The sequence below is a fragment of the Rickettsiales endosymbiont of Trichoplax sp. H2 genome (genome assembly GCF_009690945.1).
In the GTDB taxonomy this organism is placed as follows: domain Bacteria; phylum Pseudomonadota; class Alphaproteobacteria; order Rickettsiales; family Midichloriaceae; genus Aquirickettsia; species Aquirickettsia rohweri.
The window spans coordinates 292,150-308,140 of the sequence record NZ_NPHZ01000001.1 but is presented as its reverse complement, the minus strand read 5'-3'; the positions used below and the strand labels follow the sequence as shown (position 1 = coordinate 308,140).

Genomic DNA, 15,991 nt, shown 5'->3' with positions numbered 1-15,991 from the left:
TTTGGTAGAAAAATAACGCGATATAAATCTTACATCGCATTAGCACTAAATTAATTAACTTTAAATATCCTGTATCTCTGAGTCGCCATTTACATAATTTGATAATGTATCAAATAAGTAATTCATACCTTTTGCAATATATTGCGACCAAGTTACTGGCTCATCACCTAGAGTTTCATCAATACTATCAAAATCAATTGTAATTGGTTGATCAACTTCTGCACCAACTTGAAAAGTCATAGGAGTTTGAGTTTTATCAACACTTGCTTTTTTATAGGAACTAAGAGCTTCTTGCATAGCTTTTTCTAAGTATTCTTCTTTCAAATAGTACGCATTACCATTTTTACTTTTTAAATTACTATCAACAAGATCATCGTTAAAAAATATATTAACTTTATTAAACAACACTTTTTCACTATGCTCATGCACTAATATTTCATTAAATAAAGCATAATTACTTCCTCCAGCTTCCAGCATACCACCTTCATTTTTTTCCATCAAAGCAATATATTTTATTAAATCTATATTATTTACTTTATTTAACTTTTTGTAAGTATCCTCATAACCATAAGGGGCTAATCCACCTACTACATTTTTTTCAAAAATTGATTTTAGATCATCCGCTGTGGCCTTAGTACTACTATGACCTATTTTTATTATGTTTTAAAATAGTTTATTTCCTAGATGCTTTTTTTCTTTCATGAGGGCATAAAATGGCCTTTCTCAGTCTAATATTCTTTGGAGTTACCTCTATAAGTTCATCGTCTTTGATATAAGATAAAGTTTCTTCAAGTGTAAATGCTCTATATGGGGTTAGCTTTATACTTTCATCTGTTCCAGAAGCTCTCATATTAGTAAGCTGCTTGCCTTTAACTGGATTAACTTCTAGATCATTATCTCTATTGTGCTCGCCTATTATCATCCCTTCATAGATTTTAATCTTTGGTGTTACAAATAAATCACCTCTATCTTCTAAATTCCATAAAGCATACGCAACTGTTTCACCATTAGAATTTGAAATTAAAGCGCCACTTCTTCTTGATATAATTTCTCCTTTATATTCTTGATAAGAATGAAATATTCTATTGATAGTACCAGTACCTCTTGTATCATTGCGAAATTCATTTTGATAACCAATTAAACCACGAGATGGAACATGAAAAATTAATCTAATTTTACCACCACTTGATGGCTTCATTTCTTTTAACTCTGCTTTTCTAAGTGAAAGCTTTTCAATTACTATGCCACTGTGTGTCTCATCAACATCTATTACAACTTCTTCAATAGGCTCTAGTTTTTTACCAAATTCATCATCTATAAATAAAACTCGTGGCCTTGATACTGACATTTCAAATCCTTCTCTACGCATATTTTCTATAAGAACTCCTAATTGAAGCTCACCTCTACCACCAATCTCAAAATTTTCTCCATTATCTGAAATTTTTAAAGTTATAGTTATATTACTTTCTGCTTCTTTTTGAAGTCTATCTAAAATTATTCTTGAAGTAACTTTTGAACCCTCAAGACCAGCTAAAGGAGAATTGTTAACGCTCATTGTAATAGCCATAGTTGGCGGATCAATAGGGGTAGATTGTATAGGGATTTTTATAGTATTATTACATATTGTATCTGCTACAGAAGTTTTTTCTATACCAGAAATTGCCACAATATCTCCCGCTTCTGCAACTTCGATTGGTATTCTTTCTATTCCTTTAAATCCAAAAAGTTTTGTAAGCTTTGTGTTTTCAATAATATTTCCATTTAAATCAAGTGATTTCACACTGTCACCAACTTTAGCAGACCCTGAATATACCTTTCCAATTAAAATTCTTCCAACATATGGATCTGAAGTCAATATACTTGCTAACATTGAAAAAGGTGCTAATTTATCTACATTTGGCTCCGAAACATGATCTTTTATTATGGAAAACAATGGTTTTAAATCTTTACCTATTTCATTTTCTTCAGAAGCCCAACCATTTCTTCCAACGGCATATAAAATTGGAAAATCTAATTGCTCTTCAGTTGCATCTAGTGAGCAAAATAAATCAAATACTTCATCTAAAACTTCATCAATACGACTATCAGACCTATCAACTTTATTTATAACTACAATAGGCTTTAATCCAATAGATAAAGCTTTTGATAATACAAATTTTGTTTGTGGCATTGCTCCTTCTGATGCATCAACTAATAATATAGCACCATCAACCATTGACAGAACTCTTTCTACTTCTCCTCCAAAATCTGCATGACCTGGAGTATCTATTATATTATATTTAATATCTCCATAATTCATAGATGTACATTTAGCAAGAATTGTAATTCCTCTTTCACGCTCTAAATCATTACAATCCATTATTCTTTTTTCAACATCTTGATTTTCTCTAAATGTTCCACTTTGCTGAAGCATATTATCAATCAGTGTGGTTTTACCATGATCAACATGTGCAATAATTGCAATATTACGAATTTGAGCCATTAATTGTTATATAAAATAAACACATAATAAGTGGTTATTAATATATAATAATATTAAAATCGTCAAGTAAAAGTGGATATGAAATAAAAGTGGATGTGAAACAGTAACTTTTTATAAAACAATTAATCCATAGGTGTTGCAATTTTGTAATTTGCAGCTCCTTCTTTTCTTAATAAGGTGATAGTAATTCTTCTATTAATTGAAGAATATGGATTATCTTGGTCAATTAAATCTGTATCTGCTCTAGCAATAAGAGAATGAATTCTTTCAGGAGAAATGCCCTTTATTAGCAAGTATCTTCTAGCAGAATCAGCTCTATCTGAGGAAAGTTCCCAATCACCATATTTTACAAGCGGACTCTGATTTGATTTATCAGTATATCCACTAATTTGGATAAGATTAGGAGAAAATTTTATAAATTTTATAATATTATCAAGTAGGTTTTTTGCATAGTCAGTTAGTTCTGAGCTTCCTATTTGAAAAAGTGGATGTTTGTCTTGATCATTAATTGTTATTTCTAAACCATTTAAGGTGTTTTTATAAGAAATATTTTGCTGTATACCTTGACTATCTTGAATTAAATTATCTATCTGAGACTCTATTTTTGAAAAAATCTTATTATTTATCTCTGCAACATTAATTTTTTCACCTTCTTTCTTCACATCCACAATATCACCAACACGCTCAACTCCATATTGAATACCAATTTTATTGTTATATTGATAATCATTATCTTTATTTTTAACTTCTTTTTGTAAAAAACTTAATGTAGGTATAAAATACTGAGCTACAGTTTGTAATTTTTTATTTGGAGTTGCACTTAACAACCATAAAAGCAAAAAAAATGCCATAAGCGCAGTAACGAAATCTGCGTAAGCTAATTTCCATGAACCACCATGATAATCATTTCGATTATTAAACCTCTTTTTTCTTATAATTCTAGTTTGTAATTTATTTTTTTGCATTTATTATTTGCTTGTAGTTCTTTTTTCAATTTCTAATTCAACTTCCTCAAAAGTTGGCTTATGAGCTTTAGGAATTCCTTGTCTTGCAAATTCAATAGATACCGATGGTGGATATCCACTTATATGCGCTACTATACCAGACTTTATGCATTCCAAAAATTTTATCTCATCTTCTTTATATTTTGATATAAAGTATCCTATTGGATTCACCAAACCATATGCTGAAAAAGCACCAATAAATGTACCTACTAAAGCTGAAGCAATTTTAGGCCCCAATACACTTGGATCAGAACCAACTGAAGCCATGGCTGTTATAACTCCAAGAACAGCAGCAACAATTCCTAAAGCAGGAAGTGAATCTCCAACTCTAATTAAAGATTGTGAAATAGCATGCACATGATGTTTTCTGCTTTCAATGTCATTTTCCATCATATTTTCTAATTCCATTTGATCTTCAAAACCAAGAACTACTACCCTAAAATAATCACAAAAAAACTCTTTAGCATCTTTTTCTTTATGCATTATTGGATAAGAATTAAAAAGCTCACTTTTTTCCGTATTATCAATATGATTTTCTAATTCTACTAAACCATTAGAGTGCGAAAATTTAAAAAAACTAAACATAAATGATAAAAGCTCAAGGTATTCTTTTTTTGAATGAGGTGATTTCTTATTTAATTTTTTTAATGAAGCAAGCATTTCCTTTATTACATTTGGAGGATTGGAAATAATATAACTTCCAATTGCAGCACCAATAATAATAATCCACTCAGATGGTTTAAATAATACTTCAATATTTCCACCTATAGCTAAATACCCTATAAAAACAGAACTTAGCAGACAAACCAACCCTATATAAAACATTTATTAATATTTTTATAAATTTATTTATATTAAAGTTAAATTAAATTATATCTAAATCAAGTAATTATTTTGATATTTCTAAATTAATGATGTTAATATTACATTAAACTTTAAAAATTTGTATTTAAGTAGTGTATATGAAAAAGTTTTCTAGGATAAAAAAATCATCATATAGTGTATTTACTATTTTTGTTTTTTTATTAATTTTCTCATGTTTTTTAGGGTTTACATTTTATTTTATAAACTCTGTTTTTAATAATAAAACTAATAGTGAAGGTCAAAATACTTTCATAGATAATAAAATAAAACATAAACAAAACATAGACTCAGAAAAATTAGCTAAAGATTATGCAGATAAATTGACTTTAGAAAGTAGTCCTAAAATAGCAATACTAATAGTTGGACTTGGTATTAATAATGAAGTAACAAACCAAGCAATAAATAAACTTCCTCAATCTATTTCTTTAGGCTTTTCCTCTTATTTAAATAATTTTGATTATTTAAATAATATTAATAGAGATATATTTATGAACATTCCTATGGAAACTTATGATTATTTTTTTCATGATAGTGGCCCTTATTCTTTAATATGTAATTTAGGAGAAAAAGAGAATTCTAAAAGATTGGATTTTATTTTATCAAAAGCTAATCTTTTTAAAGGTGTCTATACTGAACTATATGAGTCTTTTACAGATGAAATTGATGACCTTAATTTTTTACTTAAAAAAGTTAATCCAACAAATAAGTTGATATTATATAATGATCCTAAAGAAGTAAAACCATTTATGGATCTTGCTACAAAATATAAAATAAACGATAGAATTTTAAAAGCCAATATAATAATTGGTAATTCTTTATCAAAAAATCAACTTATTACTAAACTTGAATATTTAAAAGAAATTTCTAGTGCTAAAGGATATTCTGTAGGAATTATCAAAGCTAGTTCTTATAATATTGATATTCTTAATAATTGGGTTAAAGAAGTTGATAAAAGCCTAAAATTTAATATAGTAAATATAACAACGTTAGTTAATAAAATTAATAAATAACTAAAATAGATAGTACTAACAAAAATGGCAATTAAATGAAGTATTATGGTTTTTATTTTTTAATTTCTCTACTATTAGGAATATCACTTAGTTTTGCATTTTATCCAATTTCAGCATTTCCTTTTATAATTTCAGTAGGCTTTTTTTCAATAATTTTAAAAAAATATAACAGCAATATAATACTTTTTTTTAATGGACTACTATTTGGATATGGATTTTATGTAATACAAACTTATTGGATACCATTTTCAATTTATAAAGCTAATATTAATTTAGAATGGGCAGTTCCTATTTTATCAACTATAGTTCCTATTCCATTTGCTATCGCAATAGGAATATTAGCAATATGCTCAAAATATGTACGGCATAATAATGTTATATACTCAATAAATTTTGCATTTTTATGGGTAATTTTTGAGTATTTAAGATGTGAAATGTTTTTTCCTTTTTCCTGGGGATTGCTTGGTTATTCATCAATATCTATGCCATGGTTTAAAAATATTTTATCTTTTGTTGGCTCATATGGAGCCAGCTTTATGATTATAGTCTTCTCTCTAAGTTTGTTTTCGAAAAATAAATTATTTATTTTATTTAATATAATTATGTTTTTATTTATAAGTGTAGTAGGTGAAATTAGAAAAGAAAACAAACAATATGAACTAGATGATAAAGAAGTAATAAATATAAGAATTATCCAACCTAATATACAAGATTTTCATTTTGGAAATTCCGAGAAACAAACTTATATATTTGAAAAATTATCTAAATTAACATTATCTAAAGGATTTAAAAACATTAACTATGTTTTTTGGCCTGAATCAGCGTTTCCATATACAATTTTTAAAGATTCTAATTGGTTACAAACACTTAAAAATTTTGTGCCTCACAATAATGACGGAAAATCAGCCTTAATATTTGGAACAGATAGAATAGAGCAATTGGATAAAGAAGTTTTAAGTTATAATTCAATAATTAGCATAGATGGTAATGGTAAAATTTTAGGTCATTACGACAAAAGAATTCTAGTTCCTTTTGGAGAATATATGCCAATAAAAACTGCTAATAAAATTATTCATAAAATCGCTAATTCACCAGGAATAGAAGATTTTTCTACAGGTAAAAAAGGTAATATAATAAATTTAGACAATAATATTAGTTTTTTACCTTTAATTTGCTCTGAATCAACCCTTGATAAAAAACATCTTTCACTCTCTTCATTTAACAAATATAGGTTTATCTTAAATGTTACTAATGATGCATGGTTTGAGGATACATTTGGCCCTTATCAACACTTTATAATTTCTAACATTAAAGCTATTGAATATGGTTTGCCAGTTATTAGAGTCGCAAATACTGGTTTATCAGGGATAATTGATGCATATGGAGATATAGTAAAAACTACACATTTAAGCAGAGAAGCAGTAATTGATGGTATAATTCCACCTAAATTAAGAAAACCAACTCTTTTTTATAAGATACATGAATATATTATACCAGCAATATTTACCCTATATGTTATTTTTTTAGCCTTAGTATACATTTTTAGGTCTAACTTAACTAGAAATGACTAATAGCTTAGGCGAATTATCTATTTATATTCATTGGCCTTTTTGTAAAACTAAGTGTCCTTATTGTGATTTCAATAGCCATGAATCATCAAAAATTGACTATGATCAATGGTCACATGCATATATCAAAGAAATTGATTTTAATAAAGATTTAATTAAGGGTAAAAAAATTAACTCAATATTTTTTGGTGGAGGAACTCCATCTTTAATGAATCCTAAAATAGTTAAAGTAATTTTAGAAAAAATCAATTATTTAGCTATTATTTCTGATAATACAGAGATAACATTAGAAGCTAATCCTAATTCTATAGATAGAGATAGATTTTTAGATTTTAAATCTGCAGGAATTAACAGAATTTCAATTGGTATACAAAGCTTAAGAACTAAGAATTTAAAATTTTTAGGACGCTCTCATTCTAATAAAGATGGATTAAAAGCAATTGAATTAGCAAAAGATATTTTTAATAATTACTCTTTTGATCTAATATATTGTTTACCAAATCAAAGTATAGAAGAGTGGGAAAATGAATTAAATGCTGCAATTAAATATGTTGATTATCATATTTCATGCTACCAATTAACAATAGAAAAGGGCACCCAATTTTATAATGATTTTAAATCCAATACTTTTACTATGGCAACTGAGAATACTTCAGCTCAGATGTATGAATCTACCTACAATATATTAAAATCTAAAGGAATGATCCAATATGAAATATCTAATTTTTCAAAACCTGAATACAAATGCAAGCATAATATGGTATATTGGCTTCTTAAGGATTATATAGGGCTTGGTCCAGGTGCTCATGGAAGATATAAGCTTAACGATCAAATACATTCAACAATCAATTATTATAATCCTACAAAATGGATTGAATATTTGGTTATTAAAAATCAAAAGCCTATTCAATCTAAAAAAAAATTAAGTGACAATGAGCAATTAATAGATACTTTAAATATGGGGTTAAGATTAAATAGAGGATTGCACATATCAAAAATTCCAAATAAAAAATCTCTCAAACAACTAGTTAAACATGGATTAATCAAAGAAATCAATAACAATTTTATAACTTGCACATTAAAGGGAAGATTATTACTAAATAGTGTGATTGAAATACTATTAAATGATACTTATTAGTCATATATTCATCCTGACTCCATAACAGATGTTGACAAATTAATAAATCCCTCTTATACCTTTGTTAATAAAATCAAAATTTACTATTACAAGTGGGAACAGGGAGTTTAAAAATCTGTGAATATATCTGGATTGATGGAAATTCTCCTGTAAAACAGCTCCGCTCTAAATCCAAAGTTATATTTTTACCTAAGAACCCAAATATTGATTCATTTCCACATTGGAATTTTGATGGTTCATCTACTATGCAGGCCACAGGAAAAGATTCAGATTGTATATAAAACCTGTAAATTTCACCAATAATCCTATTTGTCAGAAGGGTGGCTATCTAGTATTATGCGAGGTGTTAAATCCTGATGGATCTGAACATAAATCAAATTCTCGTGCTAAATTGAGAAAAATCTTAAATTCAGGAGGAGCAGAACATCAACCATGGATAGGTTTTGAACAAGAATATACAATGTTTAAACATAATGTGCCTCTTGGATGGCTAGAACACGGATATCCAGCTCCACAAGGACCATATTATTGTGGCGTAGGTTCAGAACAAATTTTTGGTAGAGAACTTGCAATAGAGCATGCAAATTTTTGTATCGAAGCAAACCTAATATTTTATGGTATGAACGCAGAAGTTATGCCAGGTCAATGGGAATTTCAAACAGGATATCGTGGTTTCAATGAAGAAGCTACTGATGCTCTAACAGTAGCAGATCACACATGGATTGCACGTTGGCTTTTACATCGTATTAGTGAAAAATATAATATTCATATTTCTTTAGATCCTAAACCAGTAAAAGGTGATTGGAATGGAGCTGGTATGCATACTAATTTTTCAACAAAAAATATGCGTAACCCAAATATAGGTAAAAAAACAATAGATGAAGCTATAGAACGTTTAAGCCAAAAACATATTGAACACATTGCTGTTTATGGAGACAAACTAGAGGAGCGGTTAACTGGCAAGCACGAAACTGCAAACATCAATAATTTTTCACATGGAGATGCAAATCGTAGCTGTTCAATAAGAATACCTCGTTCAGTTGCACTAAAGGGATATGGTTATATAGAAGATAGAAGACCAGGAGCAAATGCAGATCCATATGCAGTAGCCACTCAATTAATCTCAACTATCTGCAATAACTTGGCATAAATAATTCCTAATACTAAATAAGAATTCTAAGACCAACACTCATAACATGTATCTTATGTTTCGATTCAATATTTTGACTTATTGGTAAATTTTTATCCTTTTTATGTTTAATTTTACCTAAATTATAATATTTATAGCCTAAATCTATAAATGATGAATTTGTTACTTTCATTGAAGTACCAATCGTAAAGCTATATGCAAAAGAATCATTTGTGTTTTTATGATTATATCTTTGATATATAGGAATTGCAGATGAATGCCCCCCCATATCACTTAAATACATACTAGCAGTATTTTTACTAAAACCAGCACCTAAACCAGTGTAAATATTAAAAGTTTTATTATCTAGAAAATCATAATATAAATTTCCCATAATAATAGTACTATTAACATTAAAATTACTCTCGAATAAAGCAGATTTATAAGAAAATTTAGCGTCATTTAATTTAAATAATGTAATATCACTTCTAAATTTATTATCAAATTTATATCCTACGCCAATACCATAAAATTGCCCCTTTTTTAACCTACTATTTTCATAATCATCAGATAATTTATCATAATAAGGAATACCATAATCTACTTTAATATACGTATCATTTGCCCATGAAAATTGCTTTAAGGAAAATAATATTATAATACCAAATAAAAAATTAATTTTTGAAATTTTAGTCATGATTATAGTTCCATATGTTGCTTTCATCACCACAAGGGTTCAATATATCCTTATTAAAATTTTCAATTAAATCCTTATTTGTACACATACTTTTCAATTCATATTCTTCTATTGAATTATCTGTATTTTTCACTTTAATTATTGCTTCACTTCTAACAATGCCTTCTTTTTGCCAAATACAAAGCAAACCTTTCAATGAACTTTCTTCCCATATTAATTTAGTATCACTATATCTAGTAGAAAACCAACTTGATATAAAATGGTCTATTAATTTATCAAAAAAAGACTTATGGCTAGTTGCACCATCATAATAATTTTGATATCTTTCATGCATTAAATCACACGACGCCTTGTATCCTTCCATTTTATTTTGCTTTGCTTCTAACAACTTTACTTTATAATTTTCTTTCTCTGTTTCCAATCTTGATATTTTATCGCTAAGTTCAACTATTCTTTCTTCTTTATTGCTAAGTAATTCATTAGAACTACTTAAATTTCCCTTGCATTCATTAAAATCAACTGTAAGAGTTTTATTTCTAGCATCTAAAATTGCTTTACTCTCTTTTAATGGTAAAATTTCCGCTTCCTGATCATTTACTTTTTGAGTTAATTCTTCTATTTTTTGCTTCAGCGTTTCACTTTTATCATTAATTTTCTTTAAGTCATTTTGACATTCTTCTAAAGCAATTCTTTTATCAGAAAGCTCTTTACTTAAGCTTATATTAGTATTTGTTAATATATCTTTATCTTCAGTTGTCTTTGTTAAATTTGAGCTGCAATGGTTTAGCTCAATTCTTACATTACTCAATTCATTTTCTAAACGTGTAACCTCACTTTTTAAATTATCTTCTACTTTCTTACATCCTTTTCCTAAATTTTCTTGACAAATTTTTATATCCGATTCTAGTAGAGCTAATCTTGTAGAAATATCTTCTTTTTCTTGAGAAATTTTATCAAAATTAGCTTGAAGCTCTTCTAATTTATTTTTAGTATCTGAATCCTTACTAACTAATTCTTGTTTTTCTTCTTCACATTTATCTTTTTGTTGTTTTTTCAATTCAAGATCACTTTGAAGATCCTGATAGCTATCTTCTAATACATCTTTCTCATCTTTAATTCTTTTATTTTCATCTACCTTTGATTGAAGAGAATTATGACAATCTGTATTATTAGCATCTAATTCTTGTAAATTAACTCTTAATTCGTTAATTTGGGCTGTTATATTATCTTTATGATCATTGCAATCTTGTAGTTCCCTACTTTTTGTATTTAATAAAACAGTACTTCTAGATAACTCAGTTTCAATATCATCTATTTGAGACTGGAAATCTTGAGCTTTTTTTTCTGAATCTGACCTATAATTTGTAAAAGATAATAATAAGGCATTTTTATCTCCTACACACAATTTATAATTATTGCTATGCAAATTACTTTGCTTTTTTAATTGCTCAATTTCATCTGGATTAGTGCTAGAATATTCATTACATATATCACAAGTTCTATCTATAAATCGATCATAATTTTTTTGTACATTACCTTTATTATGATACCCCATGATATTTGTTTATTTAAAGTTTATATACATAAATATAAGTTACTCATTTTTTTGTGAAGATGTCAAGTTATAATTTTATATACCTTTAGTATTTTGTCTTTTTACTATCTCTTCTTGTCTTTGCTCTTGAAAACTTTCAGCATATGTACGCTTATTACTTATTTTCGATTTCTTAAGTGCTCCTTGTCTGCGATCTTCAATATCATCAGTAAATTTGCGTTTTTCTTTTGGCTTATTCTTTCCTTCTAAAATCATATTGTTAACTTGTTCAATTAACTCATCTACATCTATATTTGCAGTATGAAAAACTTTATCTACGGCAGTAATCACCTCATTATATTTTCGCATAATTGAAACCCGGAACTAGAGAAAAGATAATTCTTTCAAATTTTTCAAGATTATCATCATACATGCCATTAAGAAATTCATATTTAACTCCGAGTTTTACAAAAAATATTGAATTAGGTGAAAAAAGAGCCTGAAATTTTTGCAAATTAGTATCATATAATTGACTTAACTCATTGAACTCTACTCCTTGACTATAAATCATTTGTTCAATATTTATCAAATCCTCAAACTTTCTAAAATCATCATCATATAATTGGCTCAATTCATTAAATGTTGCATCTGTTTTATTAAGTACTTTTATTATATATTGAAATTTTTGTTTATCAGCATCATATAACTGGCTACATTGAATATATGTCATGTCAGTTAAATGGTGTGCATATACTAAAGTTTTAAACTTTGATAGGTCATTATCATATAACTGACTTAATTCGTTAAATGATACACCTGCCTCATAGGTATCTACTATTAAACCTGAAGTCAAATTCTGGAATTTCTGGAAATTAGTATCATATAGTTGGCTTAGCTCACTAAATGTTGCTCCATGAATACAAGGCATTTTAATAGAATCTGATGTCAAAGCTTTGAATTTCTGGAGATTAACATCATATAATTCACATAATTCATCAAAATCTTGCTCACTAAAGTTCATATCTTGCACTGTATAAAACTTTATAACTCTATCAGATAATAAGGCTAAACACTTAGTTAAATCCGCTTCAGCAATAGATAGTAATTTATCAGGAATTTTTGCATCAGGCATTTCCTGTTTTATTTCTTTAATCAATGAGGATACTATACTCCTCCTTATAGCAACTATATCCATATAATATTGAAACAACAGAATACTGAATCTTCTACCATTACTATATTACCATCTTTAAATTTAAACGATACATTTTCTAAATATCCGTTTTTATCTAAAAAATCTGCCATTATGATTTCTAATGTTTTTAGATAATTTGATTTATATCCAATAATATCTAAGTAATATATTCCCTGTAGTTCTTGATCTTCAGTTTGACAATTAATATCAAGTAATTGATATTCTATTATTTCTAAAACTCTCTGATCTACATATGGTCTGAAAACATTTTGAAAAATCTCTATCATTTGATACTTATTATATCGATCTTCCGAGCTTCCCATATCAAATTTTCTTCTGATACTATCTTCATCTTGTAGTTGAAGTGCAACTTTATTTACCATAATTACTAGCATTCCATTTGCTGCTAATTTTGATGAAAATAATGAATCTATGTATTCACGATATTTGCCAGTGGCTATTAATTGGTTTATACCCTGATTATTTGCATACATATCCGGAGGAGGGGATAAGTTAGTTGTATTCTTGCTTTATTGAAGTAATTAATTGATTGACATAATGTACTTCATTACCAGGTCTATATCCTGCTTGACCCTGAAACTGCCTTAAAAATTCTCTAGTTGCACCTACTATAAATTCATATTTAGCATTATAGATCAATTTTGAACCACCATCTATTGACATAGACAAGTTTTGTAGGTTAGTATATCCACCCTCATTGCAAATAAATGCAGAATTATTTATCAATCCTGAAAAAGTTTTTTCTACATCTATTCCTTTCCTCTTTGCATCAAGCAATTGGAAATATATATGTTCTGCTAACTCCTTAATAGAATCATTAGTCGTTCTTGTAGCACCTACAGAAGTCCATTGAGTTAAATATGCATTTAATTCTCTAAATTTTTGATTTCCTGATATCTCAACAAGTTTTTCTATTAATCTTTCTGATTGTAGCTTAAAAGGGCATGTATCCCACTCAGCTTGGGTGTTTTCCTGTGGATATTGAGAATTTTCACTAGTATATATAATTTTACTACTATATAATTCTGAAAAATCTTTTTCTATGTCTTGAAGTCCTTCGCTTATACCTAGAACTTTTAATTTATCGGTAGCCTTCATTTTTAAAATATTACCACTCACACTATACAAAATAAACTTACAATATATTCAATCAGTCATCAATATAATATTTATTTTCCATAATATATATTATCATGCTAGCGATAGATCAAATAATATGGAGGTACATCTTATGAGTAATACTTAGACTTAGTTATATACGTTAATAAAGAATCAATATTTGGTTCAAGATTAACTACTATGGACCAATGTCATCTTAATGAACAGGCTTGTCCACTTATCTTTCCTAAAGTAGATTTTCTGTTTCGCAAAATTTAAGAAATCAACTACAGAAAATAAAGGCACATCATGATGAATATTATCAAAGAATACTTTTTTGAGGGTGCTAATGATGAATTACAATATGGTTCAAAACCATATACCCCCCTCTTCATTTTAATACTACTGGTGAATTAGATCAACCTCATCCAACAACTTTTGAATGAATTTACTTTGCCCGACTCTTTATTTTTAGCCCTCTATATCTTGAAGGCTTTTGAAATTCACCATCCCAAAATCCAAATTTATTAGCTCTTGCATATTCCTCTTCTTTAACAAAACTTTTATCATATTCTGAATACGCATAAGCATAACCAAATCTCACCATCTCTTTATTTAAATTTATCTGATTAACAAAGCAGTAAGCCAGCTGTCTCTTATATTTATCTGTCCCTTCATTTGTACATCTAACTTTATCTCCACCAATTAAATGCTTTAACATATATCTTGATATCTGACCACATGGTATTTTTATTCTAACTTTACCAGTATTTGCTATACATTCTTGTTTGATCTCAGGGGCATCTATTCCCTGCATCCTTATCCTTTTACCATCTATAATCAAAGTATCTCCGTCAACTACCTTAATATCAGCGATGGCATAAATTATGTGTAAATTAGAAAACAAAATTACCACAAATATTTTACTAATCATGCACACTGATTCACCACATATATTAGTAACTCAGTCTAATGTATATAGTAATTTTTACAAGATTATTTTACTTTTAATAAAAATTGAAAGACTTTAGAAACGTAATGTAACGTTATAACTTTTTACTACTTAAATAACTTTATTTTAAAGATTTACTAATTGTTATAATTTTTATTGGTTAACAAAATTTTTCTTTTGTCAATACCTTTACAAAATTTCAAATCTAATCTTAAATAATTACAATTAAAATACCTTTCTACCAATTCTCCCCATTCAAAAATCAATAATCCATTATTTAAAGCTTCCTCAACCCCCACATTAAATAATTCTTCCAGAGATTTAATTCTATATAAGTCAAAATGGTATATTCTATGATACTTTGTATTATATATATGCTGTAAATTAAAGTTGGACTTGTTACTTCATTACTGTCACCCCCTAAAGTTTTAATAATATGCTTTGTTAAAGTTGTTTTACCTGCTCCAAGATCACCAAATAAAAGTAAAACTTTTGTACCCTTAAGCTCTTGCACAATCATCTCAGCAACCTTATTTATATCTTTTAAATGATAAAATAACTCCTTTTGACTCATGGATTTAATAAATTAAATGTAATGTTCTACTGCTTTATAACATAAAATTTACAATAAAAGCTTGAAAAAAATTATTTCATATATAATATCTTCTCATAAATCTAATTGGGGTGTCGCCAAGCGGTAAGGCAACGGTTTTTGATACCGTCATGCGGAGGTTCGAATCCTCCCATCCCAGCCACTCAAATGGATATTATTTCAATATTATAAAAATTTTTGATAAATTTAAGCAACTTTTTTTAATATACATTATAAAAAAACATTGCCAACAATAATCAGTGTGATACTATTTCTCTTATTATAACTTAAATGTAGTGGGTACGATGTTATTAAATTTAAAAAAGTTTTTAATTATATTTTTAGTAGTTTTTTCAGTTAGCTCTTTTCATAGTATTAGTTCATTCGCAGCAGAGACAACTCCGGGGTCAACAACTCCTCCTAAAGGAAAAGATACCGAAGATGCTGGACAAGGAGTAGCTAATGTTTTATGTAATGTAATAAAAGTCGCTAAAGGTGCAACAGGTAAGACCATTGCTACTTTAGTAATTATTTCCATGGCAATTGGACTATTTTTAGGAAAAATTACATGGGGTGTAGCTATTGCTGTTGCAGTTGGAATGGGAATACTATTCGGAGCAGATAATGTAGTACAATTTATATCAGGTGGTTCAGGACAAATTTGCAAAGATGATTCTTCTTCAACGTCATAAATAATAGTCTATTAA

General features: G+C 27.9%; 17 protein-coding genes, 1 tRNA gene and 1 pseudogene. 7 read left to right on the top strand and 12 right to left on the bottom strand.

Annotated features, from left to right (window positions below; genetic code table 11):
* Positions 1-60: 60 nt before the first annotated feature.
* The 4 genes from h2es_RS01670 to motA form a co-directional block, all read right to left on the bottom strand.
* The gene (locus h2es_RS01670; RefSeq protein WP_154510813.1) at positions 61-498 is read right to left on the bottom strand and encodes a hypothetical protein; all 438 of its coding nucleotides are present in this window, start codon (positions 496-498) and stop codon (positions 61-63) included.
* Between the two features lie 175 nt (positions 499-673).
* A complete protein-coding gene (gene typA / locus h2es_RS01665) occupies positions 674-2,482 on the bottom strand; it encodes a translational GTPase TypA (RefSeq protein WP_154510811.1) in 1,809 nt (602 codons plus the stop codon).
* Between the two features lie 122 nt (positions 2,483-2,604).
* Positions 2,605-3,447, bottom strand: coding sequence for a flagellar motor protein MotB (locus h2es_RS01660; RefSeq protein ID WP_154510809.1), 843 nt, complete (start codon positions 3,445-3,447; stop codon positions 2,605-2,607).
* Positions 3,448-3,450: 3 nt separating this feature from the next.
* Entirely contained in the window at positions 3,451-4,311 is an 861-nt protein-coding gene (gene motA, locus h2es_RS01655; protein ID WP_154510807.1) for a flagellar motor stator protein MotA, read from the bottom strand.
* A 137-nt stretch (positions 4,312-4,448) separates the two neighbouring features.
* Here motA and h2es_RS01650 point away from each other — a divergent pair, with 137 nt between their 5' ends.
* From h2es_RS01650 to h2es_RS01635, 5 genes are all read left to right on the top strand, one after another.
* A complete protein-coding gene (locus h2es_RS01650; RefSeq protein ID WP_154510805.1) occupies positions 4,449-5,360 on the top strand; it encodes a divergent polysaccharide deacetylase family protein in 912 nt (303 codons plus the stop codon).
* A gap of 35 nt (positions 5,361-5,395) precedes the next feature.
* The gene (lnt, locus tag h2es_RS01645; protein WP_154510803.1) at positions 5,396-6,931 is read left to right on the top strand and encodes an apolipoprotein N-acyltransferase; all 1,536 of its coding nucleotides are present in this window, start codon (positions 5,396-5,398) and stop codon (positions 6,929-6,931) included.
* Positions 6,924-8,066 carry a radical SAM family heme chaperone HemW gene (gene hemW / locus h2es_RS01640; RefSeq protein ID WP_154510800.1) on the top strand — a complete coding sequence of 381 codons (1,143 nt, stop codon included), beginning with the start codon at positions 6,924-6,926 and terminating at the stop codon, positions 8,064-8,066. Before lnt ends, hemW begins: the two co-directional genes overlap by 8 nt.
* A 92-nt stretch (positions 8,067-8,158) precedes the next feature.
* Positions 8,159-8,347 carry a hypothetical protein gene (locus h2es_RS07870; RefSeq protein ID WP_326844984.1) on the top strand — a complete coding sequence of 63 codons (189 nt, stop codon included), beginning with the start codon at positions 8,159-8,161 and terminating at the stop codon, positions 8,345-8,347.
* Positions 8,338-9,216 carry a glutamine synthetase gene (locus h2es_RS01635; protein WP_230204227.1) on the top strand — a complete coding sequence of 293 codons (879 nt, stop codon included), beginning with the start codon at positions 8,338-8,340 and terminating at the stop codon, positions 9,214-9,216. Before h2es_RS07870 ends, h2es_RS01635 begins: the two co-directional genes overlap by 10 nt.
* 13 nt (positions 9,217-9,229) lie before the next feature.
* On the opposite strand, the gene h2es_RS01630 is transcribed toward h2es_RS01635, so the two are convergent.
* The 8 genes and pseudogenes from h2es_RS01630 to tsaE form a co-directional block, all read right to left on the bottom strand.
* Positions 9,230-9,892, bottom strand: coding sequence for an outer membrane protein (locus tag h2es_RS01630; RefSeq protein WP_195909947.1), 663 nt, complete (start codon positions 9,890-9,892; stop codon positions 9,230-9,232).
* Positions 9,885-11,447, bottom strand: coding sequence for a coiled-coil domain-containing protein (locus tag h2es_RS01625; RefSeq protein ID WP_154510796.1), 1,563 nt, complete (start codon positions 11,445-11,447; stop codon positions 9,885-9,887). Before h2es_RS01625 ends, h2es_RS01630 begins: the two co-directional genes overlap by 8 nt.
* Before the next feature lie 75 nt (positions 11,448-11,522).
* Complete coding sequence (locus h2es_RS01620; protein ID WP_154510794.1) at positions 11,523-11,795, bottom strand: hypothetical protein; 273 nt, start codon at positions 11,793-11,795, stop codon at positions 11,523-11,525.
* Entirely contained in the window at positions 11,782-12,582 is an 801-nt protein-coding gene (locus tag h2es_RS01615) for a hypothetical protein (RefSeq protein ID WP_154510792.1), read from the bottom strand. The genes h2es_RS01620 and h2es_RS01615 overlap by 14 nt, the downstream gene beginning before the upstream one ends.
* Positions 12,583-12,611: 29 nt before the next feature.
* Complete coding sequence (locus tag h2es_RS01610) at positions 12,612-13,115, bottom strand: hypothetical protein (protein WP_154510790.1); 504 nt, start codon at positions 13,113-13,115, stop codon at positions 12,612-12,614.
* 19 nt (positions 13,116-13,134) lie between these two features.
* Complete coding sequence (locus tag h2es_RS01605) at positions 13,135-13,740, bottom strand: hypothetical protein (RefSeq protein WP_154510788.1); 606 nt, start codon at positions 13,738-13,740, stop codon at positions 13,135-13,137.
* Positions 13,741-14,188: 448 nt separating this feature from the next.
* Positions 14,189-14,674, bottom strand: coding sequence for a thermonuclease family protein (locus tag h2es_RS01600; protein ID WP_154510786.1), 486 nt, complete (start codon positions 14,672-14,674; stop codon positions 14,189-14,191).
* 155 nt (positions 14,675-14,829) lie between these two features.
* Positions 14,830-15,212: pseudogene (gene tsaE, locus h2es_RS07905) on the bottom strand (tRNA (adenosine(37)-N6)-threonylcarbamoyltransferase complex ATPase subunit type 1 TsaE).
* Positions 15,213-15,372: 160 nt separating this feature from the next.
* On the opposite strand from tsaE, the gene h2es_RS01590 reads away from it, so the two are divergent.
* Positions 15,373-15,447: transfer RNA gene (locus h2es_RS01590), tRNA-Gln, on the top strand.
* Positions 15,448-15,589: 142 nt separating this feature from the next.
* Positions 15,590-15,976, top strand: coding sequence for a TrbC/VirB2 family protein (locus tag h2es_RS01585; RefSeq protein ID WP_154510784.1), 387 nt, complete (start codon positions 15,590-15,592; stop codon positions 15,974-15,976).
* Positions 15,977-15,991: the final 15 nt, after the last annotated feature.

Coding starts and splice junctions, on each gene's coding strand:
- h2es_RS01670 (WP_154510813.1), bottom strand. CDS start 498: ATGGAAAAAAATGAAGGTGGTATGCTGGAAGCTGGAGGAAGTAATTAT.
- typA (WP_154510811.1), bottom strand. CDS start 2,482: ATGGCTCAAATTCGTAATATTGCAATTATTGCACATGTTGATCATGGT.
- h2es_RS01660 (WP_154510809.1), bottom strand. CDS start 3,447: ATGCAAAAAAATAAATTACAAACTAGAATTATAAGAAAAAAGAGGTTT.
- motA (WP_154510807.1), bottom strand. CDS start 4,311: ATGTTTTATATAGGGTTGGTTTGTCTGCTAAGTTCTGTTTTTATAGGG.
- h2es_RS01650 (WP_154510805.1), top strand. CDS start 4,449: ATGAAAAAGTTTTCTAGGATAAAAAAATCATCATATAGTGTATTTACT.
- lnt (WP_154510803.1), top strand. CDS start 5,396: ATGAAGTATTATGGTTTTTATTTTTTAATTTCTCTACTATTAGGAATA.
- hemW (WP_154510800.1), top strand. CDS start 6,924: ATGACTAATAGCTTAGGCGAATTATCTATTTATATTCATTGGCCTTTT.
- h2es_RS01630 (WP_195909947.1), bottom strand. CDS start 9,892: ATGACTAAAATTTCAAAAATTAATTTTTTATTTGGTATTATAATATTA.
- h2es_RS01625 (WP_154510796.1), bottom strand. CDS start 11,447: ATGGGGTATCATAATAAAGGTAATGTACAAAAAAATTATGATCGATTT.
- h2es_RS01620 (WP_154510794.1), bottom strand. CDS start 11,795: ATGCGAAAATATAATGAGGTGATTACTGCCGTAGATAAAGTTTTTCAT.
- h2es_RS01610 (WP_154510790.1), bottom strand. CDS start 13,115: ATGTATGCAAATAATCAGGGTATAAACCAATTAATAGCCACTGGCAAA.
- h2es_RS01605 (WP_154510788.1), bottom strand. CDS start 13,740: ATGAAGGCTACCGATAAATTAAAAGTTCTAGGTATAAGCGAAGGACTT.
- h2es_RS01600 (WP_154510786.1), bottom strand. CDS start 14,674: ATGATTAGTAAAATATTTGTGGTAATTTTGTTTTCTAATTTACACATA.
- h2es_RS01585 (WP_154510784.1), top strand. CDS start 15,590: ATGTTATTAAATTTAAAAAAGTTTTTAATTATATTTTTAGTAGTTTTT.